Source organism: Methylobacterium sp. XJLW, assembly GCF_003254375.1.
Lineage (GTDB): Bacteria > Pseudomonadota > Alphaproteobacteria > Rhizobiales > Beijerinckiaceae > Methylobacterium > Methylobacterium fujisawaense.
Map to the genome: position 1 here is coordinate 6,352,017 of NZ_CP016429.1, position 26,511 is coordinate 6,378,527.

The window sequence follows — 26,511 nt, forward strand, 5'->3', positions numbered from 1 at the left end:
GGAGCCCGATCGCCTTATGTCCACCGTCTCCGTGGTGACCCTCGCGAAGGGCCGGCCGGCGCATCTGCGCAACGTGCTCCGCGGCCTGGAGCGCCAGACGCAGCCCCCCGCCGCCTTCATCGTCGCGGTGATGCAGGAGACGCCCTACGACCTGCCCGAGGTCGGCTTCCCGGTGCATCAGATTCCGGTGCGGGGCCGCGAGTTGCCGCTGGCGGCGGCGCGCAACCGCGGCGTGGCGGCGGTCGACAGCGACGCCGTGGTCTTCCTCGACGTCGATTGCATCCCGGCGCCCGACCTCGTCGCCGACTACACGCGGGGGCTCTCCGAACTCGACGGGCTGCTGATGGGCGAGGTGCTGCATCTGCCCGAGCGCGCCACGCTGGGGACCTGGGACTATGCCGGCCTCGATGCCGTGGCGGAGCGGCATTCCGACCGCCGCGGGCCCCCGGCCTCCGGCATCGAGATCTGCAACGATTACCGCTGCTTCTGGTCGCTCAACTTCGCGATCCGGCGGGCGACCTTCCTGGCGACCGGCGGCTTCGACGAGCGCTACACCGGCTACGGCGGCGAGGACACCGACTTCGGCAAGCTCCTCGACCGAAGCGGCATCCCGATCGCCTGGATCAAGGGCGCGCGCGCCTATCACCAGTACCACCCGCACCACATGCCGCCGGTCCATCACCTCGAGAGTGTGGTGCGCAACGCCGAATTGTTCGAGGCCAAGTGGGGCTACCGCACCATGGGCCACTGGCTCTACGCCTTCAAAGTGATGGGCCTGATCGACGACACGCCCGATCGGCCGATCCGCATCCTGCGCCGGCCCGACGCCGCCGACCTCGCGCTGACTGGTCAGCTGGGCCACCAGCCCTACACCAACTCGGCGTCGGTGATCCGCGCCATCGAGGCCCGGATGGATGCCGGGGCCGCCGCGAATGCGCCGGCGCCGGTGACGGCGTGAGGATCGCGCTCCTTGCCCATCTCCGCCATCCGATCGCCCCGCCCTTCGCGGGGGGCCTCGAAGCCTATACGTGGAGCCTCGCGGACGGTCTCGCCGCCCGGGGCCACAGTGTCGCCCTGTTCGCCTCCGGCGACAGCGACGCGCGCTTTGCGCTGGATCCTGTGATCCCGGTCCATCACGAGCGGAGCCATGCCGGCCTGGAGCACCGGGGCGATGCGGGCCTGAAGGCTCATCTCGACGACGGCTACGCTTCCGCCTGCGACCGGATCGCTGCCGGGGGCTTCGATGTGCTCCACAACAACAGCCTGAGCCGTCTGCCCCTGGAGAAACGGCGCACCGCCGCGACGCCCACCGTCACGTCGCTGCACGTACCGCCCTACGACGCCCTGCGCTGGTTCGTGCAGGCGAGCCCCGCCCCGGGACACCGGATCACCGCGCCCTCCCGGGCGCATCTCGACGCGTGGTGGCCGGACGGGGCGCCCCCGGAGGCCTCGGTGCTTCACAACGGCATCGATCCCGCCGCCTGGCCGTATCGTCCGGACGGCGACGGCAGCGCCGTCTGGTGCGCGCGGATCACGCCCGACAAGGGCGCGCAGCACGCGATCGGCGCGGCGCGCCGAGCCGGCCTGCCCCTGACCCTGTTCGGTCCGATCGAGGAGCCGGATTACTGGGCGGCCCAGGTCGCGCCGTTGCTCGGCGGCTCGATCCGCTACGGCGGCCAGCTCAGCGGGACGGCCCTGGCCGCGGAGGTCGGCCGCGCCTCCGTGTTCCTGGCCACACCGTGCTGGGACGAGCCGTTCGGGCTGGCGGCGATTGAGGCGATGGCCTGCGGCCTGCCGGTCGCCGGCTTCGCCCGGGGCGCCGTTTCGGAGGTCGTCGGCGAAGCCGGATCCCTCGCGGCACCAGGGGACCAAGCGGGTCTTGCCCGTGCCATCGGCGCGGCGCTCGTGATCCCGCGGCCGATCCCGCGCGCGCGTGTCCTGCGCCTGTTCACCCGCGCATGCTGGCTCGACCGATGCGAGGCACTCTACGCGCAGGCCCGCGCCGTTCGATGACCCCACTGCTCTTCCTGGATGTCTGCCCCTCCTGGGCCTTCCAACACCCTCAAATCAGAGTGCCATGACCCGTCAGGACCTGATCGCCGCCCTGTGGCACGGCCGCGACCCCTTCGCGGATCCCCCGGCGGACCTACGCGCCGGCGACCTTCAAGGCTGGCGCAGCATCCACCCCTATCTCGAAGAGGCGGTGATCGAATTCCAACCCCGCGTCACCGTCGAAATCGGGACATGGAAGGGAGCCAGCGCCCTTTTTCTCGCGCGATCCATGGTCGAGCACAACGTCACCGGCACCGTGATCGCGGTCGATACGTGGCTCGGAGCCGTCGATCACTGGGCGGACGAGGCGCTGTTCGCGGAACTCGCCACCGAGCATGGCTATCCGAGCCTCTACCGGACCTTCCTGGCCAATGTGGTGCGTGAAGGCATGACGGACCACATCGTGCCGTTGCCGCTCGACTCGGTGAATGCCGCGGAACTCCTGCGTCTGCGCGGTGTGACCGCCGACGTCATTCATCTCGATGCCGGGCACGAGGAGACGTCTGTCGCGGCGGACCTGCGCGCCTGGTGGCCGGTCCTGCGGCCTGGAGGCCTCCTGATCGCCGACGATTACGACCGCTTGGGCGGCCGCTTCCCGGGTGTGACCCGGGCGGTCGATGCGTTCTGCGCCGAAGTCGGGGCGCGGGGGCCGTGGTCGCTGCAGGGCAAGTGCAAGTTCACCAAGCCGAATGAGGGTTAATCAAGTGCTTCGCCTGTGCGCCGGCGACGAGGATCTGGTCGGAACGCTGACGACCTCGGGCGTCCATCTCATGACAGGCGGCTGAACTTGGCGTCTTTCCACCCGGACCTTTCCATGAAACGCGGCATTGAGGGGAGATGACCCATGCCTCCTCGAACGCTGCGCCCTGTGCTCTCGTCGTCGACGACGACGGCATGGTCCGCATGGCTGCAATCGACATCTTGGAGGAAGCGGGGTTTGCGACCTTTGCGGCCGCATCCGGTGATAAGGCGTTGCTCGTGCTCGAAGAACACCACGCGTGCATCGTGCTGCTGTTCACCGACGTGCAGATGCCGGGCGTACACGATGGCTTCGCTCTCGCTCGCAAGGTTGCGCGCGCCTATCCTTACATCTCGATCGTCGTTGCGTCGGGGCAGGCCAAGCCCGGACCGAACGATCTGCCGGACGGAGCGCGCTTCATCGGAAAGCCGTTCAGCGTGGACATCGTGCATCACCACCTGCGCGAGGTTCTGCCGGACGAGCAGAAGCCCGAGCCGCTGCGCAACGAGAACCGCGCCTGAGAGGCGCGATCATATCTTTGGTCAGCACTCGCAGCTACGCAAGCATGCACGCAAAATGACTGTCAGCACCCCAAACGGACCCGGCGGCGCTGTCTGCTTCGATGCATTCGCCGTCCAGAAGCGGACGGGCCGGACACCACTCCGAGCGGACAGTCTGATAGCGACCCCACCCAGTCGTCCAATGCCGCCTGAGCAGGCCCGGTCAGCAGACGTGCAAATGCTGGGACGTCGAAGCCGATCCTGCGGTAGGCGACGCGCCGGACATCGTTGGGATATTGCAACGCACCACCCCGCTGATGTACGAGGGCGGTATAGGACAGGACCCGGTGAAAGCCCGGGTGGCTCTTCCGGCCGCCGATCCGCCGGACCACGCAATCGACGGCGACTGTGTCACGGACTTCCGCGGGGGCCGACCTGCCGTCTTGCGCCTCCCGCACGGGTTTGCAGACGCTTCGCGTGCCGGGACGATGAAAGTCCCTATCCAACATGAACTTCGCACATCTCTGGAGCGAATGGGTTCCGAACACCGTCACGCGTGAATTATTGGCCGGCGCGGTGGTCGCCCTGGCCCTCATTCCAGAAGCCATCGCCTTCTCGATCATCGCAGGCGTCGACCCCAAGGTCGGCCTCTACGCCTCCTTCTGCATCGCCGTGGTCACCGCCTTCGCCGGTGGCCGGCCGGCGATGATTTCGGCCGCCACCGGCGCCATGGCGCTGCTCATGGTCGAGCTCGTGAAGGCCCACGGGGTGGGCTACCTGTACGCCGCCACCATCCTCACCGGGCTCCTGCAGATCGTCGCCGGGGCCCTGCGCCTGGGCAACCTGATGCGGTTCGTCTCGCGGTCGGTGGTCACCGGTTTCGTCAACGCCTTGGCGATCCTGATCTTCCTGGCGCAGATGCCCGAGCTCCTCGGCCAAGGCACCACGGTCTACGTCATGACCGCCGTTGGCCTCGGCATCATCTACGGGATGCCGTACCTGACCAAGGCCGTGCCATCACCGCTGGTGACCATCGTCCTGCTCACCGCCGTCTCGATGTACCTCGGCCTCGGCATCCACAGGGTCGGCGACATGGGGGCGCTCCCGAGCGAGCTGCCGTGGGTGGCCCTGCCACAGGTGCCGTTCACCCTCGACACGCTGTGGATCATCCTTCCGGTCTCGCTGACCTTGACCATGGTCGGTTTGCTGGAGAGCTTGATGACCGCGGCCATCGTCGACGAGATGACCGACACGACTTCGAACAAGAACCGTGAATGCGCCGGCCAGGGCGTCGCCAACATCGCTTCCGGGTTCCTCGGCGGCATGGCCGGCTGCGCCATGATTGGGCAATCGGTCATCAACGTCTCCTCCGGCGGCCGCGGGCGCCTCTCGACCCTATTCTCCGGTGTGTTCCTGCTGTTCCTCATCGTGGTGCTCGGGCCTTACGTGGCGCAGATCCCGATGGCGTCGCTCGTGGCCGTGATGATCATGGTCTCCATCAACACCTTCCAGTGGAAATCCCTGCGCACGCTGGTCACCCATCCGAAGGCGTCGAGCGTGGTCATGCTCGGCACTGTCGCGGTGGTGGTCGCTACTCACGACCTCGCCAAGGGTGTGCTGTGTAGGACGGTGACAAAACCATCCACTGGAGCGTCGGCTTTGTGCTGATGCGGGCGGTGTAAAAGCCGGCCAGTGGAGAGGCTTCTCTTTCGAGAGGAGCCGAGGATGTTCGTCGTGGAAGTCTACGCAGCCGTTCGGCAGTTCGTGTTCATCGAGGGCCAGTCCCGGCGTGAGGCGGCTCGGGTCTTCGGGTTGAGCCGAGAGACGATCGCCAAGATGTGTCGGTTCTCGTTGCCGCCGGGCTACACACGCTCGAAGCCGGTCGAGAAGCCGAAGCTCGGGCCTCTTCTGCCAGTGATCGCGGCGATCCTTGAGGCGGACCGGACTGCACCGCTCAAGCAACGCCATACGGCCAAGCGGATCTTCGAGCGCCTACGCGACGAGCACGGCTATGCCGGTGGCTATACCGTGGTGAAGGACCACGTACGGATCTGCCGAGCACGGGGGCAGGAGACTTTCGTGCCGCTCGCCCACCCGCCCGGCCATGCCCAGGTCGATTTTGGCGAGGCGGTCGCCACCATCGCTGGCGTGCGCCGCAAGATCCATTTCTTCTGCATGGATCTGCCGCACTCCGACGCCTGCTTCGTGAAGGCGTATCCGCGGGAGACCACCGAAGCTTTTCTCGACGGGCATGTCGCCGCCTTCGCCTTCTTCGGCGGCGTGCCTCTGTCGATCCTGTACGACAACACCAAAATCGCAGTGGCCAAGATCTGCGGCGACGGACAGCGTGAGCGTACGCGCGCCTTCACCGAGTTGGTGAGCCACTGCCTGTTCCGGGATCGCTTCGGCCGTCCGGGCAGGGGCAACGACAAGGGCAAGGTCGAGGGGCTGGTCAAGTTCGCCCGGTCCCACTTCATGACCCCGGCTCCGGAGGCGGCCTCGTTCGAGGCGCTGAACGCTGACCTGGAGCGCCGCTGCCGAGCTCGGCAGAACGAGTGCGCCGGGCGGCATCCCGAGAGCATCGGAACGCGGCTCATGGCCGATCGAGTGGTTCTGCGAGCCCTGCCGGCGGTGCCGCTGGAGCCGTGCGAGAAGAGGGCCGGGCGCGTCTCGTCGACCGCGCTGGTGCGCTATCGCGGCAACGACTACTCGGTGCCGACCACCTACGGCTTCCGGGACGTGCTGGTGAAGGGCTTCGTCGAGGAAGTCGTGATCCTGTGTGCGGGGGTCGAGATCGCCCGGCACCCGCGCAGCTACGGCAGCGGCGTTTTCGTCGCCGAACCTCTGCACTACCTCGCGCTGATCGAGACCAAGCCGAACGCCCTCGACCAAGCCGCGGCACTCCAGGGCTGGGATCTGCCCGAGGCGTTCCAGCACCTGCGCCACCTTCTGGAGGCGCGCATGGGCAACCGCGGCAAGCGCGAGTTCATCCAGGTGCTGCGCCTGATGGAGGCGATGCCGAAGGACCTCGTGGCCTGGGCCGTCACCGAGGCGATCCGGCTCGGGGCGATTGGCTTCGATGCGGTCAAGTTGATCGCGCTGGCCCGTCTCGAACGGCGGCCGCCTCGGCTCGACTTGTCGGCCTACCCGCATCTGCCCCGGCCTGCGGTGCGCGCGACGATGGCCGCCGACTACACGGTGCTGGTGCCGGAGGTGGCGGCATGAGCGTGAGCGGCGATGAGACGACACCGGGCGTCCTGCTCGCCCATCACCTCAAGCAGTTGAAGTTGCCGACGGTCCTGCGCGAGTACGACAAGGTCGCCCGGGACTGCGCCCGGAGCGGCCTCGACCACCCCCGCTATCTGCTGCGGCTGGTTGAGCTGGAACTGATCGACCGCGAACGGCGCATGGTCGAGCGCCGGATCCGGGCGGCACGCTTCCCGGCGGTGAAGAGCCTCGACACCTTCGACTTCGCCGCCATCCCGAGCCTGAACAAGATGCTCGTGCTGGAGCTGGCGCGCTGCGGCTACGTCCTCGGTCGGGAGAACGTCATCGCGCTCGGCAACTCCGGCACCGGCAAGACGCACATCGCCCTGGCTCTCGGACTGGCAGCCTGCCAGAAGGGCTTCTCGGTCACGTTCACCACGGCGGCCTCGCTGGTCAACCAGCTCATGGAGGCGCGTGACGAGCGCCGCCTGCTCCGGCTTCAGAGGGAGCTGGCCGCGGTGAAGTTGCTGATTGTCGATGAACTCGGCTACGTGCCGCTGTCGCCGACGGGGGCCGAGCTTTTGTTCGAGGTCCTGTCCCAGCGCTACGAGCGCGGCTCGACGGTGGTGACCTCGAACCTTCCGTTCGAGGACTGGACCTCGGTCCTGGGCTCGGAGCGGCTGACCGGTGCGCTGCTGGATCGGCTGACCCATCACGTCAGCATCCTGAGCCTGAACGGAGACAGCTACCGCCTCAGATCCTCCCGCAGCCGGCGGGGCCGCACAGACAGGGCGGAGCAAAACCAGGCCACCCTTGATGACCCTGATCCCGCGACGGGCGAGATCCGGCCAGCCTGACCTCACGATCCGCGACAAACGATGAAGAGGCCCGATCGGGCCCCTTCATCGTTCAGGCTGTCCGCAGTCCGTGGCCTGGTTTTACTCCGCCACGGCGGCCTAAAATTGGTCCGCCCTTTACAGATCTCGTCGCGACGCTGATGGAAGGCGTCGTGACCGGCTCGGGCATGGCACCTCTCCTCACGGTCAGGCCCTGCCCCGTCGAACTCGCCCCAGTAGAGTTCCACCTGCTCTGGCACAGGCGCTCGGACCGGCACCCGGCCCAGGCATGGCTGCGGGATCTCCTGGTGTCGTCGGCGCCCAGCGGCTGAGGGCGGCCTCTACCGGGAGCAGTAGGCTTGAAAAGACTCCACGAGGTGGTTGAACAGGGCGTCGATGCGGGCGCTGCGCCGGACGTCCTCGTGCGCCACGATCCAGGTGTCGAGGTCGAACACGACGCGGTCCGGTAGGACGCGCACGAGATCGCGCTCGCCGACCGGCACCTGCACCACGCCGATGCCGAGGCCGGCGCGGATCGCGGCGAGTTGTGCGGGATGGCTGTCGCTGCGCAGGGCGACGTGCAGCGGCCCGCCCGCCTCGCGTCCCAGGGCGTCCAGGATCGCGAGGTAGGCCGGCATGCGGTCGGGCCCGACCATGGCGTGCCGGGTAAGGTCCGTGACGGTCTCGGGAATGCCGTTCCGGTCGAGGTAGGCCGGCGACGCGAAGAACCCGAGCGGGATGCTGCCGACGTGGCGCGCCACGAGCGAGTTCTGGCTCGGCCGCGCCATGCGAACCGCCACGTCCGCCTCCTGGCCGGGTAGGTCGGTGTTGGTGTTGGTGAGGAGGAGTTCGACCGCGAGGCGCGGGTGGCGCTCTCGCAAAGCCGCCAGCATCGGCGGCACGACCTCGATGCCGACGAAGTCCGATACGCTGAGTCGGACCGGGCCGGCCACCTCGGACGCCGCTCCCTTCGCCTCGCGCCGGAACGCCTCGGACGCGTGAGCCATGCGCCGGACGTGCCCAACCAAGCCGAGCGCCTCGGGCGTCGGCGCCAGCCCGTTCACGCCGCGGACGAAGAGCGGTTGCCCGACGGCCCGCTCCAGCGCCTCGATCCGGTGCCGGACGGTGGGCTGGGTGAGGCCGAGGGCTCGCGCCGCGGCCGACAGGCTACCGGTGTCGAGCACCGCTCGGAAGGCGCGTTGATCGTCCCAGTCGCAATCCGCATTGCTCATCGAAATTCGATAGGCGGACCATCGAAGCTCGTCAATTTACCGGACCTCTCGTTCGACGCATCAACGCGGGGACGAACGGAGGAACAGGACGATGAGAACGGCTCTGGTGTTGGGGGCGACGGGCGGCGTCGGCGGTGCGGTGACCCGAGCGATGCTGGCGCGGGGGTGGCACGTCACTGCCTTGGTACGTGATCCGAGCCGAGCGGCGGCTGCCTGGAGCGCCCCGGTCGCACCGGGTTGGCAAGCTGGCGACGCCATGAACCGGGCGGACGTGGTTCGCGCCGCGGAAAGGACGAGCGTCATCGTCCACGCGGTGAACCCGCCCGGCTATCGCGGGTGGGATCGGCTAGTCCTGCCGATGCTCGACAACACGCTCGCGGCGGCGCAGGAGGCTGGCGCCCGGATCGTCCTGCCGGGCACGATCTACAACTACGACCCGACCCTCGCCCCGGTAATCGACGAGACGACCACGCAGCATCCGCGAGGGCGCAAGGGCGCGATCCGCGTCGAGATGGAGAAGCGCTTGGCGGAGGCCGCCCCGGAGGTGAGGAGTCTCGTCGTGCGAGCGGGCGATTTCTTCGGACCGGGGGCGGGCCAGAGTTGGTTCGCGCAGGCCCTGGCGAAGCCGCCGCTCACGCGCATCGTCAATCCCGCAACGCGGGACGTTGGCCATGCCTGGGCGTACCTGCCCGACCTCGCTGAGACCATCATCCACCTGCTGGAACTGCCTGCGGATCGCCTGCTGCCCTGCGAGCGGCTCCAGTTTCCCGGCCACTACGATGCCGATGGTCGCGCGATGGTTGCTGCAGTCCGCCGGGCTTCGGGTCGCACCGACCTGCCCGAGCGCCGATTCCCCTGGGCGCTGATGCGCGCGCTCGCACCGTTCGGTGGGTTCCCCCGAGAAGTCATGGAGGTCCGTCCGTTCTGGGCGCACGCGATGCGCCTCGACGGAAGTCGATTGATGGAACTCCTCGGCGACGTGCCGTGCACTTCGCTGGATACTGCGGTTGTCGACGCATTGAGAACTTGAGAGCTTCAGGATGCCCGCCTCACCATCACCTTATTCAGTTTATTTCAATGTCGTTCGATCTGGCGGCGAACAATCTCCGCTGGGCCCCCTTACCTTCGGTGAGCTTGAGCGCAATCGCCGGACGTCCGCTTTCTCCGGTCTGTAATATAAAGCGGAAGGGCGGCAAACCACCCGTCTCAGACAGGCAGAGGCGCAGGGCTACGTTGTTGGGCGCGCTGCTCGCGGGCGTAGTGAATTGGCGGTCTGCCGACATGACGGGCGAAGGCGGTGCTGAAGGTGCTGGCAGACCCGTAGCCCACGCGCTCGGCAACCTCCGCTACGCCGGCTCCCTCGCGACCGAGCAGATCCTTCGCCAGCGCGATGCGCCACGCCAGCAGATACGCCATCGGCGCGACGCCGACCTCGCGCCGAAACCGTTCGAAGAATGTCGAGCGCGACAGTCCCGCCTCTCGGGCCAGGGCCGCGACCGTCCAGGGAACGGTCGGTCGCTCGTGCATCCGGCGTAACGCGTTGGCCACGCGCTCGTCGGTAAGCCCGCGCAGGAGGCCTGAGGGCGCCGTCGGACCCGTGGTGGACCGAAGCGCCTCGATCAGAAGCACCTCCAGAAGCCGCGCCAGGACCACCTCGCGACCGGGCCTGTCGCCCCGCGTCTCCTCGTTCACCAAGCCGAGCAGCATCGCCAGTCGTCCGACGCCGCGCACATGGACGAACCGTGGCAGGAGCGACAGCAGCAGTTCCGTATCGTCGGAGGCGAAGGTGCAGTGCCCCACCAGCATGCGCAGGTCGGGCGGCACCTCGGCAGGACCGAGCCGGAACACGCCGGGGCCAACCTCGACGGGCGGTGGCGCCCGCCCCGCCGAAGGCGCGCCGAGGCTGGAGGCGGCGAAGGCGCTGGCGGCGGGGATCAGTACGAAGTCGCCGGCCGCGAGGACGATCTCCGCCTCGCCGTCGATCGCAAGGCGGCACGCCCCCTCCAGCACGGCGGCGTAGAACGGCTGGCCGTGGTCGTCGCGGCGCACGGTCCAGGCGCCGCCGGCCAGGACCAGCTTGGAGAACGAGGCGCTGGGCTGAAGCAGCCCGACCACCTGGGTGAGCGGATCGACCATTTCGGACGCTCGCCAATGAAATATGGACTTGCGCCCGTATCACGTCCGGCGGAGCACTCCTATCACCCCGTAGTGCGTCACACGGGAGGTCACCATGAACACGATCCTCATCACCGGCTGCTCATCCGGCTTCGGCCTGGAGACGGCGCGCCTGTTCCTCGACCGTGGCTGGCGGGTCGTCGCCACGATGCGGACGCCTCAGGCCGCCCTGCTCCCGGAGTCCGACCACCTCACCGTCCTGCCGCTCGACGTGACCGACGCCGACAGCATCGCCCGGACGGTTGCGGAGGCCGGGCCGCTCGATGTCCTGGTGAACAACGCGGGCGTCGGGCTGCTGAACGCCCTGGAAGGCCTGTCGATGGGGTCCGCCCGTGAGGTGTTCGAGACGAACACCCTCGGCACCATCGCCATGACCCAGGCCGTGCTGCCGCAGTTCCGGGAACGGGGCGCGGGGGTGATCGTCAACGTGACGTCGAGCGTGACCCTGCGGCCGCTGCCGCTGCTGGCGGTCTATACCGCGAGCAAGGCGGCGGTGAACGCCTTCACCGAGTCCCTCGCCCACGAACTCGTGCCATTCGGGGTGCGCGCCCATCTCGTCATTCCCGGCCGATCGCCGGAGACCGCGTTCGGGACCAACGCCCGCACCCGAACGGGGATGGATGTGCCCGAGGCCTATGGCGAACTGGCGGGTCAGGTCTTCGCGAACTTCCAGCAGGCGACGGAAGAGCTGACCCGGGCCTCGGACGTGGCCGAGGCGGTCTGGCGCGCGGCGACCGACCCGGCCTGCCCGATGCGCCTGCCGGCGGGCGCTGACGCGGTCGCCTGGGCGGCGGCCTGAAACGACCCCTCGAACGTCTGCTTCCGCCCCATGTTCGAGCGGAAGCGGACGAGCCGAGATCCACCCACCCCGGTCATTCAGAAGACCATGCCAGCGACTCGGGACCTGGCCGATAGCAGAACGACCGCTCCGGAAAAGGCTTGCCGCAGAAGCGGACGAGATCATGCGAACCCGGTCAAATATCCCGATGAGTCACCGTTTTGAAGGTCAGTCGCACAATGAGAGATTTCAGTCCCTGGTGCGATGCGCATGACTGGACAAGCTTGTACGACAGGGTGAGTTGACGCGCGCCTTCGACAGACGATGGCGCGTGGCGCCTAGCAGATTCCCAGACCACTTTCGCGCCCGGAGGGTCAGGCGATCCCCGCGATGGCGATGCCGAGGTTCTTCGGACCGCGCAGGGAAGCGCCGGCCCGGTAGGGCGGTGGATCGTCGAGGAGCCGCGGCGCGACGAGGCGTTGGCACAGGGTGACCAGGGCGATCTCGGCTTCGACACGCGCCAGCGGCGCGCCTACGCAGTAATGGAGGCCGCCGCCGAACCCGAAATGCTGGTTGTCGTTCCGGTCGGGATCGAACCGGTCCGGCTGCGTGAACCGCGCCGGATCGCGGTTTCCGGCCGCGAGCATCAGGACCACCGAGGATCCGGCCGGGATCGTCGCGCCCGCCACCTCGATGGCGCCGAGCGCCTTGCGGGTGCGGAAATGGACGGGGGGCTCGTGACGCAGGATCTCCTCGATCACGCAGGGCGCCCGCTTGGGGTCGGCCTTCAGCTTCTCGAGTTCGTCCGGATGTCGGAGCAGGGTGAGCATCCCGTTGCTGATGAGGTTCACGGTCGTCTCATCGCCCGCGACGAGGAGCAGGATCGCCGTGGAGATCAGGTCGATGTCGCCCATGGCTAGTCTGCCCCGGCCGCCGCGGGCGGCGAGGCCGCTGAGCATGTCGTCGGCCGGATGGCGGCGCTTCTCGCGGATCAGCCGGCGCATGTAGTCCGAGATCGCGTCGAAGGTGGCGGCGATCTCGCGCCGTCCCGCCTCGTCGTGGCGCGCGTCGGGCTCCAGGGCCGTCGCCATGCGTGTCGCCCAGGCATGGAATTGCCGCTCGTCGGCCTCGGGCACGCCGAGGAGCTCGCAGATGACGGCGACGGGCAGCGGACAGGACAGGTCGTCCACGAGGCAGACCGTGTCGCGGCCCCGGCACTTGTCGATCAAGGCATCCACGAGCGTCGCGACCTTGGCGTGGGAGTCGCGCACCCGGGCGATCGTGAACTCCTTCATCACGATGCCGCGCAGGGTGTCGTGGTCGGGCGGATCGCGGAAGATCAGCGGGCGGTGGGCATTGACCACGCGGTGCCGGATCGGGTTGAGGATCCAGTCCTTCGGGGGGTTGCCCGTGGCGGGCCGGCGCGACGGAGGTAGATCCTCGGAGCTGAGGCGCGGATCGAAGATCAGGCTCCGCAACGCCGCCTGGGTGCTGACGAGGTAGCTGCCATCCGCCTGCCGGGACACAGGTGTCTCGCGCATCCTGGCGTAGAGGGGATAGGGATCCGCCCGGTTCTTCGGGGCCAGCACCTGCGCGAAGAGCGTCTCGTCAGACATGGCTAGCCTCCGGCGCCGGCGCGGCGCGATGGGCAGGGGGCCGCGCCGCGGGGAAGCCCGGCTTCAGCCGCTCGATTCGTGGCTGGTCGATGGCATCGGGAAACGGAGGAAAGCGCGCCCCGGCGGCGACGGCCTCGGCATAGGCGGGCAGCCAGCGCGCCTCGTCGAAGGAGACGGCGGCGATGCTGCGACCGGCCCTGACATACACGGCCAGGAACCGGTGCGAGGCCCGCGATCCCTGGACGAGCGCGAGTGCATCCGCCCCCGCGGTGTGGCCTGCGAGCTTGATGTTCAGGCCGAACTGTCTCGACCAGAAAGCCGGTAGATGCCGGTAGGGCTGCTGGGCGGAGGGGGCGGCCATCATGTTGGCTGCCGCGTGCCGGGCCTGGTCGACAGCGTTGCCCCAATGCTCCACCGTCATCGGACGATCATTGTAGAGCGGGTTCGGCCAGCGCGCGACGTCGCCGGCCGCGTAGATGTTGGGGTCGGGCTCTCCCGCGATAGAGATCGCGCGGCAGGCTCCGTCGCAGGTCAGGCCGCCCGCATCGGCGGCGAGGCCCGCCGCAGCGAGCCAGCCGGTGTCGCGTGTGGCGCCGCGGGCGACGATGACGAGATCCGTCTCGAGAACCTCTCCCCCGGCGAGGTGCGCGCGGCGGACCTGCCCGGCCTCGCCCGAGAGCGCGCGGACCATCGTCTTCGGGCGGAAATCGACCCCGGCGCCGCGCATCCGTTCGGCGAGGGTGGCACCGATCGTGGTTCCGAGCAGGCGGGCAAGCGGCGTCGGGTTGGGATCGACCAAAGTCACCGCCAGGCCGAGGTCGGCACCGTCTCCGGGCCATGTCCTCGCCCTCACGCCGGTGGCGATAAGAAGCTTCTCCTAGGGAAGCGTCGCGCCGTCGGCGAGGTGCAGCATCCGGCGCTCCCGGTCCAGCGCGACGGCGGCCCGGCCGAGCCGCCACTGCGCCTGCAACGGGGTGAGCTGTGGCAGCGCGGTCGCGTGGCGGGAAGCTCGCCCGCAAGGACGTGCTTGGACAGGGGAGGCCTGTCGTAGGGCCGATGCGGCTCGGCCCCGACCAGGATCAGGGGCCCATCATAGCCGCCGTCCCGCGGCGCCTCCGCCCCCCGCAGCCCGGCGAGGGAGGCGCCCACGCCGACGATGCCCGGTCGCTGTGCGCCGATCACGGTTCGCCCTCCTCGGAGAGGCCGGCGGGCTCGCTCTCAATGGCTCGGACGGGGCAGGCCTGCTGCGCCCGCTCGATCTGCGACCACTTCGCGTCCGGTGGCGCGGAATCGTAGAACAGGATCTCGTGACCGCGCAGCTCGAAATGCTCAGGGGCGGCGTAGCAGCACTGGGCGTAGCCCTGGCAGCGATTGAGATCGACGACGACACGCATTCAGGGCCTCCAAAAAACTGTGCGGATGACCGGCCGGCGCCGCGCAGGATCGCGAGCATGGCGAGCACGCCCAGGGCCTCGAAGCCCAGCATCGCGAGCTTCATGCCGGTGACGCCGTGCGAGACTTGGCCCACGGCGGCGAAGACCATCTGCGCCGCGAGCGGGTAGATCGTGGGCGCGTAGTACTTGCGGTTGATCAGCGGGTAGACCGCCGCATCGCGCAGCCGTTCAAGAGCCGGATCGGCCGGGATGTAGCGGTAGGGGTTGATCCCGGCGGCCTGGACCTGCCCGTCCCAGACGTAGCGGTAGATGTCGCTCGACAGGAACGGCGGCGCCGGCAGCAGCGCGGCCCGCATCGCCACGGCGAAGCCGAGGATCGTCCACAGGGCCGCGGGCGGCAGCCGCTCCCGCAGTACCAAGCGCACGGCGAGGAGGTAGATTCCGAGACCAACCGCGACCACGCCGACGAAGACGTCGGCGCGGGCCACGGAGCCGACCGTGTCGGCGCCCGGCACGTGGATCGCGAGCGCGCCGACATTCACGACGAGCAGCCCGAGGCCGAGAGCCGCGAGCCGGTGCGCGGGGCTGGCGAGAAGCCGGGTCATGCCGGGACGGCTTCCGAGGTCTCCGTGAGCCCCGCCAGGACCGCGCGCGTCGCCGGGGCCGCGTAGCCGGACGTATCGGCGCAGAGCTGCGCCAGCGAGGCCGCGTCGTCGACGTCGTACCAGGGGTCCAGCTCGACGAGAGCGAGGCCGATCTCGTGCGCCCGGGCGCGGGTGGCGGCCGCGACGGTGTCGGTGCTCCAGGCGATGTCGGCGAAGAGGCGGGCATGGGCCTGCTTGAGGCCTAAGATGTAGTAGCCGCCGTCTCTGCAGGCGCCGAGCACGGCCCTGTCCCCCGGCGCCAGCAGGATCCGGGCGGCCTGGACGAGGAGGCGCGTCGGCAGCGTCGGGATGTCGGCGCTGAGCACGCAAGCCGCTGCATGGCCCTCCGCGAGCATGCCTCTGACGGCCTGCAGCAGGCAGCGGCCGAAACCCTCGACTGCCGCCGGGGCCGGGATGTCGCCGTCCGCCGGGACGAGCTGTGTTCCGATGACCAGATGGGGGCTGACCAGCGCCTCGGCGCCGCGCGGCGCGTAGGCCGCGTAGGCGGCGATCGGCGCGGAGCGGGCCGCCTCCAGGATGTTGGCGGTCGTGTCGCGCAGGAAGGCACCGCTCAGGAGTGCGGCCTGGTCGGGCGTCAGCGGCAGGCACAGCCGCGTCTTGGAGCGGCTGCTGCGCGGCGCCTTGGCCATCACGCCGATCGCGCAGGTGGCGGACGATCCGGACGTCGGTCCTGGTGCCATCTCCAAGATTCCTCCGTGATCAATGGAAGGGCCGGACGATCCCGAGGCGGAGCGTCTCGTCCAATTGAACCGCGGTGGCCGAGCCCGGCGCGAAGGCCGGCAGCGCGCGCAGGCGTTCCGGCGTCAGGCCCATGAGGGCGACGTGCTCGCCGAGCAGCGCCACCGCTTCGACCGGCACGGCCACGAGCCGGGATCCGACCCCGGTTCAGGCGACCGGCTGGAGTCCGAGCCAGGTCAGCCCGAGGACGCCGTCGAGGCGCACGATCACATCGGTGCCGCCGTCGTCGCGGCGGACGAGCCCCGTCACGCGGCCGAGCACGGGCTGTGATTCCTCCGGCTGAAGCAGGAGGCGGCCGGGGAGATCGCCGACGCGCACAGGCTGGGGAAACCGGCCGGCCGCGCGACCCGCCATCTCGGGGGCGGTCATGCCGGGCTTCGGCATGTGGTCGGGGGCCGGCGAGGGACCGGCCGTCTGCGCCTGCGCCGGCCCGGCGAGGGCCAGCGTCAGCAGGACGACGCCCCGGGCGCACCGGATCGCGCGGGCACTCACAGGCCCGCGAACCAGTTGAAGCCGCGATTCTCCCAGTAGCCGCCGGGATAGGTGTTGGTCACCTCGATGGCCGTGATCCATTTGGGATTCTTGAAGCCGAGCTTGACCGCGGTGCGCAGGCGCAGCGGGTACCCGTAGGGGTCCGGCAGCTCCGCGCCGGCATAGCGGGTGGCGAGCAGCGTCTGCGGGTGCAGTGCGCTGGGCATGTCGATGCTGCTCGGATAGTTGTCGGCCGTCTTGAAGGCGACGTACTTGGCGGTGAGGTCGGCGCCGACGCGCTCCAAGAAGGCGCGGAGCGGCACGCCCGACCACTGCCCGATATAGTCCCAGCCCTCCACGCAGACGTGGCGGATGATGATCTCGCGCTCGGGCAATTCCGCGATCTGCCGACGCGTCCAGGGCCGCTTGTCGGAGATCGGCCCGGCGAGTTCGAGCCGCCACGCCGTGCCGTCGATCGGCTTCACGTCCTCGACGTCGTAGTAGGCGTTGAAGCGCGGCGGCTTCAGGACCTGGGAGGCGGGATATTCCGGCGCGAGCTTGCGGGGATCGAACAGGGCGGCCTGGACGCCGTCGTTGAAGTCGGAGACCGCGCGCAGCGCCCGGCCGACCGCGGTCGTGTCGGTCACGTCGCAGCCGGTGAGCATGGTGAGCGCGCCCAGCGTCAGGCCGCCGCGCAGGAGACCGCGCCGCTCGATCTGGCGGACCAGGGGGCGGTGGTCGTCGAGGATGCCGGGATCCGGCACCGTGCGGGGGCGGAACGGCGACCTCATCGCGCCGCCTCCCGGGCCATGGCCGGGAGGGCCGGCTGGCGGACCGGGCCGCCAGTCAGCATCGCCCTCAGCGTGCGCGGCACGAGCAGGGCGAGCACGACGTGGATGGCAAGGAAGCCCGCCAGCACCGCCATGCCGGCGAAGTGGACGAGGCGCGCGCCCTGGAAGCCGCCGAGCAGTGCGACGAGGCCGAAGAATTGGACCGGCTTCCAGATGGCCAGCCCGCTGACGACCTGGCTGATGCCGGCCAGGATGGCGACGATGTAGAGGATCTCCTGGACGGCGTTGTAGGTCGTCAGGTCCTCGTGCGCGAGCTTGAGCCGCAGCGTGTCGCGGACCGTCTGCACGATGTCGCTCGGGCGGATCGGCAGGAGGCGCTCGCGCAGGCGCCCGGTCGCGACGCCGTAGACGAGATAAGCGCCGCCATTGGCAACCAGCAGCCACATCGCGGCGAAGTGCCAAAGCAGGCTCTCGGCGGCCCAGGACCCAAGGCGGATCGCCTTGGGAAAGTACACGCCGTGAATAATGACGGAATCGTCGTAGATGCCCCAGCCGGAGCCGATCAGCACCACCATCGCCACGGCGTTCGTCCAGTGCATGATCCGCACCGGCTATGGGTGCAAGCGACGCCTGGATCTGATCGCGTTCATCTTCATGATAGCGGGCGCCCTTCGTGTTTTTTGATCCAATACGTGGTCGTAAATTGATGAATTATGGGATCGACAAGCCATATGTGAAAAGCCAACCGCCAAGTTGCCTGTCGTGATGACCTGGACCTTCCACAAAAGACGCTGAGATTAGTTCACCAGTAAGAGCGCACGGAGTGCCCATGTCCTGCGATATCCTTCCGCGTCTGTTCTCGACTTTGTCTGTGCAGGTCCATGCGTTCGCGTTCTGTGAGATCCAGACCGGGTGGCAGCTGGCGAAGAACGGCATGGCCGACGCGATTCTGGTCCATTACGTCCTTGCGGGCTCAGGAACGATCGTGGTCGAAGGTCAAGAAGCTCTACGTTTCGGGCCGAATTGCATGGTGATCCCACCGCGCGGCATGCGGCACTCAATTGGTTTCGTGGGAGCTACCCGAACGGTTACGGCCGAAGACGCACGCAGAGTTCTTCCGGATGGCCTTATTGCGTTGACGGCGGGTGATGGAAGACGGGACATTTTACTGGCCTGCGGCTCTATCGCGGCGCGATATGCCGGCGCGCTCGGTCTTTTCGACCGTCTGCACAACGCCTTGATTGAAGATTTATCCGGCAGCGACAGGCTGCGCCACGCCTTCGCTTTCATGATCGAGGAACTGGTCAATCCAAGTCTCGGTACGCAGGAAGTGACGAGTGCGCTGATGAAGCAGTGCCTGACAATCCTGCTTCGGATCCATCTGAAGGAGAAAGGCGCTGAATCGCCGATCTTCGAAGCGCTGCGCGATCCGAGACTGGTCCCGGCGATCGCGGCTGTCCTCGACGCGCCTGGGGCGCAGCATACGGTCGATAGCTTGGCTGCGCTCTGTGGAATGAGCCGCTCCGGTTTCGCCGAGCGCTTCTCCGCCACATTCGGCGAGGGTCCGATCGAGTATCTGCAGCGGGCGCGACTGCAACTGGCAGCCAAGCTGCTGACGTCCTCGCCCATGCCCGTGAAGGTCATCTCTGAGAGCGTCGGGTACGCCAGCCGCAGTTACTTCTCGCACGCCTTCAAGACCGCTTACGGGTGCGATCCGAGCGCCTACCGCGCTCAAGCCACGAGCCTGGTCAGATCCCTGGAGCCACAATCCGACCTCGGGATCGATGGCGCACGGCGGAAGTCCGAAAGACCCTGAGCGTGCATGCGGGTGGATGTCGTCCGCGTTGGACACGAGCACCGAGGGTATTGCCATCATCAACGCCGGATAGTCTCGCCAAAAACTTGCGATGGCGGAACCCGCACGGCGTGCGTTATCGTTCAAATCAGGTGCTGTGGCTCGAACTTGGTGGTTTCTGAAATTAAATCTGCATATAAGCGGCGCGTCGAAAAGACGGCCCGGATTTCCTCAGGGGCCTTCATTCGTAAAACGAAGGGCGGCCTTTCGGGGATGAGGACTCTTAAAAATCCTGATCTTCAGTAAGCACGGCTCGACCCGAGAAGCGGCGCCCATCAAGGCTGAGAAATCTTGAAATCAGGATCTGCCACGCCGATCGATGCTGCTCTTCGTCAACGTGGCACAGACGCTTGGCCTAGTTGGGTCGATGACCAGCCCCGATGAAAGAATGGTCTGCTCGGCGAAGACCAGCAAAGAGCGCGTCCGCGTACGGCTTGAGGCCTGCTGCCGAGTCGAGAACGGAGTCGCGCAGTCACTCCTGGCACCATCGAAACATCAGAGACGTGGATCTGCGGGTGCCATGTCCCGCCATTTAAGATGCGAAAGGATGTTCATGCCGTCGGTCCTAGCGCCTGGCACGCACAGCATCGCCGTGAACGGCGTAGCTCAACATTATCACGTCTCCGGCATGGGACCCTATTGCATCGCGCATGCCGGTGGCCCCGGCATAGACGCCAGCTACTTGCGATTGCCTCTGCTCGAAGAGAGCCTGACCATGGTGTATCTGGACCCGATCGGCACAGGATCGTCCGGACGCCTCGCGACCCATCCCCAGGGGTACAGCGTAGACCGCTTCTCCGAACAGCTGCTCGCGTTCATCGACGCGGCCGGTATCCCCGAACCTTACCTCCTCGGCCATTCGCACGGTGCCTTTGTGGTGCTGGAGGCAGCGCTCAAGCGGCCAGGAGGACTCAAAGGCCTGATCGTGTATGCGGGCGCTGCCTACACAGGCGGCGCCTTCATGGCCGATGCGAGCGCTGAGATCGCCGCCTTCGTGGCACGCCACGCGGGGACGGCGGAAGCCAAAGCGGTCGAGAGGGCCTGGGCCTCGATCCCCACCATCCGCACAGACGCGGCCTATACCGCGGCGCTGCGCGACCTCCTTCCGGCCTATATGTCGGACTTCCGGCGCTGGCCAGACATGCTCGCGACCCTGCAACGGCGGCTCCAGGCGACCCTGTTGGTCGGCGATGGCCAAGTCTTCGACGTTCGCGACCGTCTCGCCACCGTGCAGGTTCCGGCGCTCGTCGTCACCGGAACCGACGACTTCATTCTCGGCCCGCGCCACGCGGCGTTGCTGGCCGATCTGCTACCACAGGCGCAAATGAGAATCTTCGAGCAGAGCGGCCACTTCGCCCATATCGAGGAGGCCTGCGCCTTCGCGGAGGCCGTCCTTCGCTTCACGGGACGTCCGGGCCGAGCGTTGTCCGGTATATGACGGCCGTGCGCGCCTAAGATCCTCGACCTCAGGCGCTCCACCGAGGGGCTGCGTGGCTGTCTAGGGCAGCGGCACACCGGACAGCGTCGCGCACCGGTCCAGCAGAGCCTCCTGCAGCCCGACGCGACGGGTGCTGGGCTCCGGCGATTTTTCGCGCTGGTGATAGAAGTACCGGCCCGTGACACGGGTCGCTGGGTCGTCCCCGACCGCCAGCCATGCCTGGGTCACGGGCGCAGCGGCCATATCATCCGGCGCACCGGGGCCGCCCATACGGGTGGGTACCCAGCCCGGTTCGAGGGCGTTCGATCGCACCGCGGGCCAGTGTCGTGCCACGCCGAAAGCCAGCAGGACATTCAGGAACTTCGTTTCCGCGTAAGCCTGCGATCCGCTCCAGCGCCGTCTGGTCCATTGCAGATCGTCCATGTCCGGAATACCGCCTGGGTGCATGCCCGAGCTCAGGTAAACGAGGCGGTCTGGCCTCTCCATCAAAGCGGTGAGCAAGTAAGGCGCCAAGACGTTGATCGCGAAGAGATGGCTCAGACCATCCCGGGTCTCCAGCCGGCGCGCTTCGCGATAGCCGATGCCGACATTATGGATGACGGCGTCGAAGTGCCCGATCGCGTTGGCCTGCTCGGCCACGGATCGCATGCCGGCGATCGTGACGACATCGCCGATGTCGATCTGGGCCGCGTTCGGAAGCGCCCGTCGCGCGACCTCGCCACGATCGGTGTTCCGCGCATGCAGCACGACTTCATGGCCCTCGCGAGCCAGGCGCTGGCCCGCCATGAGCCCAAGGCCATCCCACGATCCGGTGATGAAGATACGGGCCATCGTCAGTCTTTCAGCAATGCTTCGGTCACGATCGGCGTTTGAGAGCGCTGCAACGCCGCGGCCGCCCGTAGATCGTGCGTCGCGAATCCCTGCTCGGGCAGCACCGCTCCAGGCGATGACGGGCTGCTCTGCGCGGCAACCGGAGCCGTTCCGGTCACCATCGCCGATATCCTCGGGTGGACGCTGCCTGCCGTGGTACGTGGGTGGCGCATGTCCGGTTCGCCTGGCAGTCAGTCGGTCACCAGGGAAGCGGATTGTTGAACCGGTCGACGTAGCGCAGACCGGCCAAGCCGCGGTTCGCCTCGATCATGTCGACCACGCGCGGGATGCTCTCCGCGACGGACAGAGCCGCATCGCCGCCGCCCATCTCGGTCCGCACCCAGCCGGGAGCGACGAGGAGCAGGGCGTGCCCGTCATCGAAGTGCTTCGCCGCATAGCCCTTCATGAGCATGTTGAGCGCGGCTTTGCTGGACGCGTAGAGCTGCCAGAAGCCGGTCGCGTGCGCGATGCTGCCGAGCTCGGAACTCATGATCCCGATGGTGCCGCCGGCCGGCACCAGATCCCGCAGGAGCTCGACCGCGCGCACGGGCGAGAAGGCGTTAGTCAGCATCATGTCGAGAAAGTCCGTCTCATGCGCGCTGACCGGGCTCGCCTCGATTTCGCGGGCGATGCCGGCATTGATGAACAGGACGTCGACGCGTCGACCGCTCAAGCGCTCGCGCAGCGCGCGGACCGAGCTTCCATCGTTGATGTCGACCGGCTGGATCTCAAGGCTGTCGGGAAAGCGGTTCGCGAGCGTCTCAAGTTGGTCGGAGCGGCCGCGTGCCGTTGCGATCACGCGCCACCCGCGCCCGAGCCACTCCTCCGCGAGGGCGAAGCCCAGTCCGCGCGAAGCGCCGACGACGAGCGCCGTGGACTGCCCTGTCATGAGAGCCTCCTCTGAATTGCCACGGCTCTATGTGGCGTAGAGTCGGGACAGGAATTAGCGTCGTTCTGTCAGATCATTCCGGACTCGGAGTCATGGAACGATGCCTTACGATGGCCGACTGCTCGCCGGCGTGACGGTTCTGATGGCTGTGGTCGAGGCCGGAACCATGACCCGAGCGGCCGAGGCCCTCGGGCTCACCCAGTCGGGTGTGGGACGCGCCATCCAGCGTCTGGAGACCCGCGTCGGTGTGCGGTTGCTCGATCGCACGACCCGGACCTTGCGGCTCACCGACGAGGGACGTCGCTTCTGGGAGCGGGTCGGCCCGCATCTCGACGGGATCGAGGAAGCCGCCCTGGAGGCGGCGGGCAGCGCGTCGACGGTGCGCGGGCGCCTGCGGGTGAATGTCGATCCGTTTTTCTCGCGCCTCGTCCTGTCGCGTGAGCTGACGCGCTTCCTCGCGCTCCATCGCGAGTTGCGGCTCGAACTGATCATGCGCGATCAGATCGGCGACCTCGTTGCCGACGGGTTCGATATGGCACTGCGGTTCGGGGATCCGCCGATGGCGGGCTTCACCGCGCGCAAGCTCCTGGAAACGCGGATCCTGACAGTCGCGGCGCCGGCGTACCTGGCTGCGCACGGCCGCCTCGCGCACCCGCGCGACCTTCACGACCACGCCTGCATCGACTTTCAGGATCCGCTGACGGGCCGCCCCTTCGCGTGGGAGTTCCGCCGCGGCGACGAGGTCGTTCCGGTGCGGCAGCCGGCGCGCCTGATGGTGTCGGACGTCGAGACGATGATCGGCGCCTGTTGCGAGGGCGCCGGGATCGCGCAGGTCATGCAGCTCGGCAGCCGGAACTTCGTCGCGAGCGGCAAGCTCGTCGAGATCTTCCCGGATTGGCCCGACGAGACCTTCCCCCTGTACGCGATCTACCCGTCGCGCCAGCATCGCGCCGCGAAGGTCCGCGCCTTCACCGAATGGTGCCTGCAGCTGGTCGGCGGCGACAACGAGCTCGATGCCGCCGCGACACGGTGAGCCGCGTCCGGGGCTACAGCGCCGCCCGACCGATCGAGGCACCGCCGTCGACGTAGAGTGTCTGCCCCGTCATGAACGCCGCCCCGTCCGACATCAGGAACGCGATGGCTGCCGCCATCTCCTCCGGCCGTCCGAAGCGGCCCATCGGCAACCCGGCGAGGTAGCGCGTCTCGCCCGGGCTGCCCGGCGGGTTGTTGGCCCGGAACAGCTCGGTCTCGGTCGGGCCCGGCGCCACCGCGTTGACGGTGATCCCGGTCGTTGCGAGCTCGAGCGCCCAGGAGCGGGTGAAGCTGACCAGCGCCGCCTTCGCGGCCGCGTAGGCCGTGCGCTCGACGCTGCCGAGGATGGTCAGGCTGGCGATGTTGACGACCCGGCCCCAGCCGCGCCGGCGCATGCCGGGCAGGGTCGCCTGCACGGCCTGAAGCGCCGGATGGAGGTTGACGCGCAGGACCTCGTCCAGCGCGGACATCTCAACGGCCTCAAGTCGCTGTGGCCGCACCAAGCCCACATTGTTGACCACGCCATCGAAGGCGAAGCGTCCGGTCAGGTCTGCAAGAACCGCGTCGGTCGCCGGACCGTCAGCGAGGTCCACCGGCACGAGCGTGCCGGGGAAATCGTCGAGGCCTCCGCGCGCAAGGCCGACGACGTGATGGCCGTCGCCAGCGAGACGGTGGGCCAGCGCCAGCCCGATGCCCTTGCTGGCACCGGTCACGAGAAAGGTTCGGGACATCCTGGATCTCCTTGCGGCCGTGTCTTGTCAGGCGGGAATGGAGGCGGCGCGGCGGAGCGCCGGCAGCATGTCCTCGGGCTCGGGGCGGCGGGTGTAGTCGGGGTTCACCTCGGCGTAGAGGATCACGCCGTCCTGCCCGACGACGAAGCGTCCGGGCATCGGCAGGGTCCAGCTCGCGTCGCCGTTGAACGCCGGCAGGTCGTTCTTCAGGCTCGTGTAGAGATCGACCAGGTAATCGGGCAGCGCGAAGCGCAGGCCGAACGCGGCCGCGACGGCGTTGTGCGGGTCCGACAGGATCGGGAATTCAAGGGCATTCTGGCGGACCGACTTCCGGCTGTTGGCCGCCGTCTGCGGCGAGAGGGCAACGAGGCTCGCCCCGAGCTTCTCGAATTGTGACAGCGCCTCCTGAAGCGCCCGGAGCTCCGTGTTGCAGTAGGGGCACCACACGCCGCGGTAAAAGCTGATCACGAGCGGCCCGCGCGCCAGCAGGGCGTCGGAGGAGACGGGCTGCCCCTCCGGGTCGTTGAGCGCGAACGCCGGCGCCCGGTCGCCGGCCCGGAGGGCACGGGTCGCGGCGCCGGTGGCGATCAGTTCCGCGGTGGCCCGGTGCATCGTCCGGATCACCGAGGGCGGGACGTTGTAGGGGGGCTTGCCGGCCTCGAAATCGGCTTTGAACGCGTCGAGCTTGGATTGCAGGGTCATGGGTTTGTGCCTCGTGCGACAGGCTGGCGAGCTGGCTTGCGCTGCTGGCTTGCGGGAATGGACCGGCCCGGGGCGAGTCCGGTGGCGTGCGACCGGTCAGGCCTGCGGCACGAGCGCGTTCACCCGCTCGATCGCGCGTTGGACAGCGGGACGCGCGGCCATCGCGTCGTACCAGCGGGCGACATGCGGCGTGTTCTCGAAGCTCACGCCCGCGAACTCTCGTCGCCAGAGCCAGCCGAAATGGGCGATGTCGGCCACCGTGAAGGCGTCGCCGGCGACGTAGCGGCGTTCGGCTAGGACCCCGTCGAGTACACCGAGCGTCCGGTTCGCCTCCGCCGAGAAGCGGGCGATGGCGAGCGGCTGCGGCTCGGCGGCCTGGCGTTGGAAGAAGCCCGCCTGCCCGAAGGCCGGGCCGAGCCCGGAGGCGTGGAAGAACAGCTGCTCGAACATGCGCGCCCGGCCTTCGCCGTGCGGCGGCATCAGGCGGCCGCTCGTCTCGGCGAGGTAGACCAGGATCGCAGCGGACTCGGTCAGGACCAGCCGGCCATCGGCCGCCGCCGGATCGATCAGTACCGGCACCTTCGCGTTCGCGTTCAGCGCCAGGAATTCGGGCGCCTTCTGCTCACCCTGACGTACGTTCACGCCGTGGAGGCGGTACGGGAGGCCGAGTTCCTCCAGCGCGATGAGGACCTTGATGCTGTTGGGCGTGGCAAAAGCGTAGACCTCGAACATGTTCACTTGGCTCCGGCGGGACCACTGCGCCGATGCGGTGGTGACGGCCGGATTGATGCCCCTCCCCCGATGGACAGGGCAGAAGGCCCGAGGCGATAACGCTCATTCCAGGGAGGCATGGCGTGGACCGGTATCAGGCGATGGCCACCTTCGTGCAGGTCGTGGAATCGGGCTCCTTCTCGGGGGCCGCCCGACTCCTGAATGTCGGCCAGCCCGCCGTCTCCAAGACGATCGCGCAGTTGGAGAACCGGCTGCAGGTCAGCCTGCTCGTCCGCTCGACGCACGGCCTGAGCCCCACGGAGGCGGGCCTGCGCTTCTACGAGCGGGCGCGGGCGGCCATCGCGGAGGCGGACGAGGCCGAGCGCGCCGCCCGCGGCGCGGGGGCCGGTCTCTCGGGACGGCTGCGCGTCTCGGCGGCGACCACCTTCGCCCGGCTCCACGTGGTGCCGATGCTGCCGCGCTTCCTCGCCGAGCACCCGGACCTCGACATCGAGATCGTCCTCGACGACCGGGTGATCGACCTCGTCGGCGAGGGGATCGACCTGTCCCTGCGCATGGGGACTTTGCCGGACTCGGCCGCCGTCGCACGCAAGCTCGCCACCGGGGGCCGTTCGGTGCTCGCCACGCCCGCCTATCTGGCCCGCGCGGGCGAACCGCGCAGTCCCGCGGACCTCGCCGGGCACGAGGCGGTGGTCTACAGCCGGCAGCCCGATGCCTGGTCCTTCACCCGGGACGGCGCCGAGATCTCGGTTGCGGTGCATGGCCGCGTCCGGGTCAGCGCGGCCGAAGGCCTGCGTGCGGCCGTGCTGGCCGATATCGGGCTCACCATCGCGTCGGACTGGATGTTCGCCCCCGAACTGGAGAGCGGCGCGGTCCGGCGGCTGCTGCAGCCCTGGGCGTTGCCTATGATCGATCTCTGGGCGGTCTTCCCCACCGGCCGCATGGCCAGCGCCAAGGCGCGGCTCTTCGCCGGCTTCGTCGAGGCGGTGATGGCCGAGATGCGGGAGCCCCATTCCGCGACGGCATAAGTCTTATCGCTGCGCGCCGTCATCCGTCGCCGGGCGGTGC

The 26,511-nt window shown here is 68.4% G+C and carries 29 protein-coding genes, 1 pseudogene and 1 other annotated feature; of the genes and pseudogenes, 14 read left to right on the forward strand and 16 right to left on the reverse strand.

What is annotated here, in order from left to right; translation table 11 throughout:
- The first annotated feature begins 16 nt into the window (after nucleotides 1-16).
- The 8 genes and pseudogenes from A3862_RS29475 (at nucleotide 17) to A3862_RS31740 (ending at nucleotide 7,666) form a co-directional block, all read left to right on the forward strand.
- Nucleotides 17-958, forward strand: a complete 942-nt coding sequence (locus tag A3862_RS29475) for a glycosyltransferase family 2 protein (protein ID WP_111474255.1) — start codon at nucleotides 17-19, stop codon at nucleotides 956-958.
- Nucleotides 955-2,013, forward strand: coding sequence for a glycosyltransferase (locus A3862_RS29480; RefSeq protein WP_111474256.1), 1,059 nt, complete (start codon nucleotides 955-957; stop codon nucleotides 2,011-2,013). The genes A3862_RS29475 and A3862_RS29480 overlap by 4 nt, the downstream gene beginning before the upstream one ends.
- A gap of 64 nt (nucleotides 2,014-2,077) precedes the next feature.
- Nucleotides 2,078-2,752, forward strand: coding sequence for a class I SAM-dependent methyltransferase (locus A3862_RS29485; protein WP_043352913.1), 675 nt, complete (start codon nucleotides 2,078-2,080; stop codon nucleotides 2,750-2,752).
- Nucleotides 2,753-2,889: 137 nt separating this feature from the next.
- Complete coding sequence (locus A3862_RS29490) at nucleotides 2,890-3,312, forward strand: response regulator (RefSeq protein WP_043755483.1); 423 nt, start codon at nucleotides 2,890-2,892, stop codon at nucleotides 3,310-3,312.
- Between the two features lie 316 nt (nucleotides 3,313-3,628).
- Nucleotides 3,629-3,684, forward strand: a sequence feature (sul1 is cis-regulatory element that is thought to sense ions involved in sulfur or methionine metabolism; They are found in Alphaproteobacteria).
- Nucleotides 3,685-3,798: 114 nt separating this feature from the next.
- A pseudogene (locus A3862_RS29495) lies at nucleotides 3,799-4,911 on the forward strand (SulP family inorganic anion transporter); the annotation flags it as partial.
- 105 nt (nucleotides 4,912-5,016) lie between these two features.
- Nucleotides 5,017-6,516: an IS21-like element ISMdi7 family transposase gene (gene istA / locus A3862_RS29500; RefSeq protein WP_012778770.1), complete on the forward strand. Its 1,500-nt coding sequence runs from the start codon at nucleotides 5,017-5,019 to the stop codon at nucleotides 6,514-6,516.
- The gene (gene istB / locus A3862_RS29505) at nucleotides 6,513-7,355 is read left to right on the forward strand and encodes an IS21-like element ISMdi7 family helper ATPase IstB (RefSeq protein ID WP_003596510.1); all 843 of its coding nucleotides are present in this window, start codon (nucleotides 6,513-6,515) and stop codon (nucleotides 7,353-7,355) included. Before istA ends, istB begins: the two co-directional genes overlap by 4 nt.
- Nucleotides 7,356-7,522: 167 nt before the next feature.
- Complete coding sequence (locus A3862_RS31740; protein WP_164706410.1) at nucleotides 7,523-7,666, forward strand: hypothetical protein; 144 nt, start codon at nucleotides 7,523-7,525, stop codon at nucleotides 7,664-7,666.
- A gap of 9 nt (nucleotides 7,667-7,675) precedes the next feature.
- Here the strand turns inward: A3862_RS31740 and A3862_RS29510 are convergent, their stop codons facing one another.
- Nucleotides 7,676-8,566 (reverse strand): LysR family transcriptional regulator, encoded by an 891-nt coding sequence (locus tag A3862_RS29510; protein WP_111474257.1) that lies wholly within the window; start codon nucleotides 8,564-8,566, stop codon nucleotides 7,676-7,678.
- A gap of 91 nt (nucleotides 8,567-8,657) precedes the next feature.
- On the opposite strand from A3862_RS29510, the gene A3862_RS29515 reads away from it, so the two are divergent.
- Nucleotides 8,658-9,596: an NAD(P)H-binding protein gene (locus tag A3862_RS29515; protein ID WP_111474258.1), complete on the forward strand. Its 939-nt coding sequence runs from the start codon at nucleotides 8,658-8,660 to the stop codon at nucleotides 9,594-9,596.
- A gap of 176 nt (nucleotides 9,597-9,772) precedes the next feature.
- On the opposite strand, the gene A3862_RS29520 is transcribed toward A3862_RS29515, so the two are convergent.
- Entirely contained in the window at nucleotides 9,773-10,702 is a 930-nt protein-coding gene (locus tag A3862_RS29520) for an AraC family transcriptional regulator (RefSeq protein WP_043755471.1), read from the reverse strand.
- Nucleotides 10,703-10,796: 94 nt separating this feature from the next.
- Between A3862_RS29520 and A3862_RS29525 the strand changes: the two genes are divergently transcribed.
- Nucleotides 10,797-11,540 carry an SDR family oxidoreductase gene (locus tag A3862_RS29525; RefSeq protein WP_043755469.1) on the forward strand — a complete coding sequence of 248 codons (744 nt, stop codon included), beginning with the start codon at nucleotides 10,797-10,799 and terminating at the stop codon, nucleotides 11,538-11,540.
- Between the two features lie 353 nt (nucleotides 11,541-11,893).
- On the opposite strand, the gene A3862_RS29530 is transcribed toward A3862_RS29525, so the two are convergent.
- From A3862_RS29530 to A3862_RS29565, 8 genes are all read right to left on the reverse strand, one after another.
- Nucleotides 11,894-13,135: a cytochrome P450 gene (locus tag A3862_RS29530; RefSeq protein ID WP_043755467.1), complete on the reverse strand. Its 1,242-nt coding sequence runs from the start codon at nucleotides 13,133-13,135 to the stop codon at nucleotides 11,894-11,896.
- On the reverse strand, nucleotides 13,128-13,988 hold the full coding sequence (locus tag A3862_RS29535) for an FAD-dependent oxidoreductase (RefSeq protein WP_420845342.1): 861 nt from the start codon (nucleotides 13,986-13,988) through the stop codon (nucleotides 13,128-13,130). Before A3862_RS29535 ends, A3862_RS29530 begins: the two co-directional genes overlap by 8 nt.
- 325 nt (nucleotides 13,989-14,313) lie before the next feature.
- Complete coding sequence (locus A3862_RS29540) at nucleotides 14,314-14,529, reverse strand: ferredoxin (protein ID WP_100794072.1); 216 nt, start codon at nucleotides 14,527-14,529, stop codon at nucleotides 14,314-14,316.
- A 601-nt stretch (nucleotides 14,530-15,130) separates the two neighbouring features.
- Nucleotides 15,131-15,874 (reverse strand): TIGR04282 family arsenosugar biosynthesis glycosyltransferase, encoded by a 744-nt coding sequence (locus A3862_RS29550; protein ID WP_043755465.1) that lies wholly within the window; start codon nucleotides 15,872-15,874, stop codon nucleotides 15,131-15,133.
- A gap of 19 nt (nucleotides 15,875-15,893) precedes the next feature.
- On the reverse strand, nucleotides 15,894-16,058 hold the full coding sequence (locus A3862_RS32260) for a hypothetical protein (protein ID WP_236961598.1): 165 nt from the start codon (nucleotides 16,056-16,058) through the stop codon (nucleotides 15,894-15,896).
- 21 nt (nucleotides 16,059-16,079) lie between these two features.
- Nucleotides 16,080-16,424 (reverse strand): hypothetical protein, encoded by a 345-nt coding sequence (locus A3862_RS32265; RefSeq protein WP_236961600.1) that lies wholly within the window; start codon nucleotides 16,422-16,424, stop codon nucleotides 16,080-16,082.
- On the reverse strand, nucleotides 16,421-17,194 hold the full coding sequence (locus tag A3862_RS29560) for a molybdopterin-dependent oxidoreductase (RefSeq protein ID WP_043755463.1): 774 nt from the start codon (nucleotides 17,192-17,194) through the stop codon (nucleotides 16,421-16,423). Before A3862_RS29560 ends, A3862_RS32265 begins: the two co-directional genes overlap by 4 nt.
- The gene (locus tag A3862_RS29565; protein ID WP_236961602.1) at nucleotides 17,191-17,793 is read right to left on the reverse strand and encodes a cytochrome b/b6 domain-containing protein; all 603 of its coding nucleotides are present in this window, start codon (nucleotides 17,791-17,793) and stop codon (nucleotides 17,191-17,193) included. Before A3862_RS29565 ends, A3862_RS29560 begins: the two co-directional genes overlap by 4 nt.
- A gap of 230 nt (nucleotides 17,794-18,023) precedes the next feature.
- On the opposite strand from A3862_RS29565, the gene A3862_RS29570 reads away from it, so the two are divergent.
- Entirely contained in the window at nucleotides 18,024-19,010 is a 987-nt protein-coding gene (locus tag A3862_RS29570; RefSeq protein WP_043755461.1) for an AraC family transcriptional regulator, read from the forward strand.
- Nucleotides 19,011-19,596: 586 nt separating this feature from the next.
- Nucleotides 19,597-20,487 carry an alpha/beta fold hydrolase gene (locus A3862_RS29575; RefSeq protein ID WP_043755460.1) on the forward strand — a complete coding sequence of 297 codons (891 nt, stop codon included), beginning with the start codon at nucleotides 19,597-19,599 and terminating at the stop codon, nucleotides 20,485-20,487.
- 60 nt (nucleotides 20,488-20,547) lie between these two features.
- Here the strand turns inward: A3862_RS29575 and A3862_RS29580 are convergent, their stop codons facing one another.
- From A3862_RS29580 to A3862_RS29585, 3 genes are all read right to left on the reverse strand, one after another.
- Nucleotides 20,548-21,318, reverse strand: coding sequence for an SDR family NAD(P)-dependent oxidoreductase (locus tag A3862_RS29580; RefSeq protein ID WP_111474259.1), 771 nt, complete (start codon nucleotides 21,316-21,318; stop codon nucleotides 20,548-20,550).
- A gap of 2 nt (nucleotides 21,319-21,320) precedes the next feature.
- Nucleotides 21,321-21,479 (reverse strand): hypothetical protein, encoded by a 159-nt coding sequence (locus tag A3862_RS31745; protein WP_158498435.1) that lies wholly within the window; start codon nucleotides 21,477-21,479, stop codon nucleotides 21,321-21,323.
- Between the two features lie 77 nt (nucleotides 21,480-21,556).
- The gene (locus A3862_RS29585; RefSeq protein WP_043755456.1) at nucleotides 21,557-22,246 is read right to left on the reverse strand and encodes an SDR family NAD(P)-dependent oxidoreductase; all 690 of its coding nucleotides are present in this window, start codon (nucleotides 22,244-22,246) and stop codon (nucleotides 21,557-21,559) included.
- Between the two features lie 100 nt (nucleotides 22,247-22,346).
- On the opposite strand from A3862_RS29585, the gene A3862_RS29590 reads away from it, so the two are divergent.
- Nucleotides 22,347-23,279 carry a LysR family transcriptional regulator gene (locus A3862_RS29590; protein ID WP_043755454.1) on the forward strand — a complete coding sequence of 311 codons (933 nt, stop codon included), beginning with the start codon at nucleotides 22,347-22,349 and terminating at the stop codon, nucleotides 23,277-23,279.
- A 13-nt stretch (nucleotides 23,280-23,292) separates the two neighbouring features.
- On the opposite strand, the gene A3862_RS29595 is transcribed toward A3862_RS29590, so the two are convergent.
- The 3 genes from A3862_RS29595 to A3862_RS29605 all read right to left on the reverse strand — a co-directional run bounded on the left by A3862_RS29595 (nucleotide 23,293) and on the right by A3862_RS29605 (nucleotide 25,443).
- Nucleotides 23,293-24,009: an SDR family oxidoreductase gene (locus tag A3862_RS29595; protein ID WP_043755452.1), complete on the reverse strand. Its 717-nt coding sequence runs from the start codon at nucleotides 24,007-24,009 to the stop codon at nucleotides 23,293-23,295.
- A 27-nt stretch (nucleotides 24,010-24,036) separates the two neighbouring features.
- Nucleotides 24,037-24,711: a peroxiredoxin-like family protein gene (locus tag A3862_RS29600; RefSeq protein ID WP_043755450.1), complete on the reverse strand. Its 675-nt coding sequence runs from the start codon at nucleotides 24,709-24,711 to the stop codon at nucleotides 24,037-24,039.
- 96 nt (nucleotides 24,712-24,807) lie between these two features.
- Nucleotides 24,808-25,443 carry a glutathione S-transferase family protein gene (locus A3862_RS29605; protein ID WP_111474260.1) on the reverse strand — a complete coding sequence of 212 codons (636 nt, stop codon included), beginning with the start codon at nucleotides 25,441-25,443 and terminating at the stop codon, nucleotides 24,808-24,810.
- Between the two features lie 122 nt (nucleotides 25,444-25,565).
- Between A3862_RS29605 and A3862_RS29610 the strand changes: the two genes are divergently transcribed.
- On the forward strand, nucleotides 25,566-26,471 hold the full coding sequence (locus tag A3862_RS29610) for a LysR family transcriptional regulator (protein ID WP_043755446.1): 906 nt from the start codon (nucleotides 25,566-25,568) through the stop codon (nucleotides 26,469-26,471).
- The last annotated feature ends 40 nt before the right edge of the window (nucleotides 26,472-26,511 follow it).

What these genes read in the sequence shown, in the direction of transcription:
- A3862_RS29475 (WP_111474255.1), top strand. Translation starts at nt 17, where the DNA reads ATGTCCACCGTCTCCGTGGTGACCCTCGCGAAGGGCCGGCCGGCGCAT.
- A3862_RS29485 (WP_043352913.1), top strand. Translation starts at nt 2,078, where the DNA reads ATGACCCGTCAGGACCTGATCGCCGCCCTGTGGCACGGCCGCGACCCC.
- A3862_RS29490 (WP_043755483.1), top strand. Translation starts at nt 2,890, where the DNA reads ATGACCCATGCCTCCTCGAACGCTGCGCCCTGTGCTCTCGTCGTCGAC.
- istA (WP_012778770.1), top strand. Translation starts at nt 5,017, where the DNA reads ATGTTCGTCGTGGAAGTCTACGCAGCCGTTCGGCAGTTCGTGTTCATC.
- istB (WP_003596510.1), top strand. Translation starts at nt 6,513, where the DNA reads ATGAGCGTGAGCGGCGATGAGACGACACCGGGCGTCCTGCTCGCCCAT.
- A3862_RS31740 (WP_164706410.1), top strand. Translation starts at nt 7,523, where the DNA reads ATGGCACCTCTCCTCACGGTCAGGCCCTGCCCCGTCGAACTCGCCCCA.
- A3862_RS29510 (WP_111474257.1), bottom strand. Translation starts at nt 8,566, where the DNA reads ATGAGCAATGCGGATTGCGACTGGGACGATCAACGCGCCTTCCGAGCG.
- A3862_RS29515 (WP_111474258.1), top strand. Translation starts at nt 8,658, where the DNA reads ATGAGAACGGCTCTGGTGTTGGGGGCGACGGGCGGCGTCGGCGGTGCG.
- A3862_RS29520 (WP_043755471.1), bottom strand. Translation starts at nt 10,702, where the DNA reads ATGGTCGATCCGCTCACCCAGGTGGTCGGGCTGCTTCAGCCCAGCGCC.
- A3862_RS29525 (WP_043755469.1), top strand. Translation starts at nt 10,797, where the DNA reads ATGAACACGATCCTCATCACCGGCTGCTCATCCGGCTTCGGCCTGGAG.
- A3862_RS29530 (WP_043755467.1), bottom strand. Translation starts at nt 13,135, where the DNA reads ATGTCTGACGAGACGCTCTTCGCGCAGGTGCTGGCCCCGAAGAACCGG.
- A3862_RS29540 (WP_100794072.1), bottom strand. Translation starts at nt 14,529, where the DNA reads ATGCGTGTCGTCGTCGATCTCAATCGCTGCCAGGGCTACGCCCAGTGC.
- A3862_RS29550 (WP_043755465.1), bottom strand. Translation starts at nt 15,874, where the DNA reads ATGGCACCAGGACCGACGTCCGGATCGTCCGCCACCTGCGCGATCGGC.
- A3862_RS29560 (WP_043755463.1), bottom strand. Translation starts at nt 17,194, where the DNA reads ATGAGGTCGCCGTTCCGCCCCCGCACGGTGCCGGATCCCGGCATCCTC.
- A3862_RS29565 (WP_236961602.1), bottom strand. Translation starts at nt 17,793, where the DNA reads ATGCACTGGACGAACGCCGTGGCGATGGTGGTGCTGATCGGCTCCGGC.
- A3862_RS29570 (WP_043755461.1), top strand. Translation starts at nt 18,024, where the DNA reads ATGTCCTGCGATATCCTTCCGCGTCTGTTCTCGACTTTGTCTGTGCAG.
- A3862_RS29575 (WP_043755460.1), top strand. Translation starts at nt 19,597, where the DNA reads ATGTTCATGCCGTCGGTCCTAGCGCCTGGCACGCACAGCATCGCCGTG.
- A3862_RS29580 (WP_111474259.1), bottom strand. Translation starts at nt 21,318, where the DNA reads ATGGCCCGTATCTTCATCACCGGATCGTGGGATGGCCTTGGGCTCATG.
- A3862_RS31745 (WP_158498435.1), bottom strand. Translation starts at nt 21,479, where the DNA reads ATGGTGACCGGAACGGCTCCGGTTGCCGCGCAGAGCAGCCCGTCATCG.
- A3862_RS29585 (WP_043755456.1), bottom strand. Translation starts at nt 22,246, where the DNA reads ATGACAGGGCAGTCCACGGCGCTCGTCGTCGGCGCTTCGCGCGGACTG.
- A3862_RS29590 (WP_043755454.1), top strand. Translation starts at nt 22,347, where the DNA reads ATGCCTTACGATGGCCGACTGCTCGCCGGCGTGACGGTTCTGATGGCT.
- A3862_RS29595 (WP_043755452.1), bottom strand. Translation starts at nt 24,009, where the DNA reads ATGTCCCGAACCTTTCTCGTGACCGGTGCCAGCAAGGGCATCGGGCTG.
- A3862_RS29600 (WP_043755450.1), bottom strand. Translation starts at nt 24,711, where the DNA reads ATGACCCTGCAATCCAAGCTCGACGCGTTCAAAGCCGATTTCGAGGCC.
- A3862_RS29605 (WP_111474260.1), bottom strand. Translation starts at nt 25,443, where the DNA reads ATGTTCGAGGTCTACGCTTTTGCCACGCCCAACAGCATCAAGGTCCTC.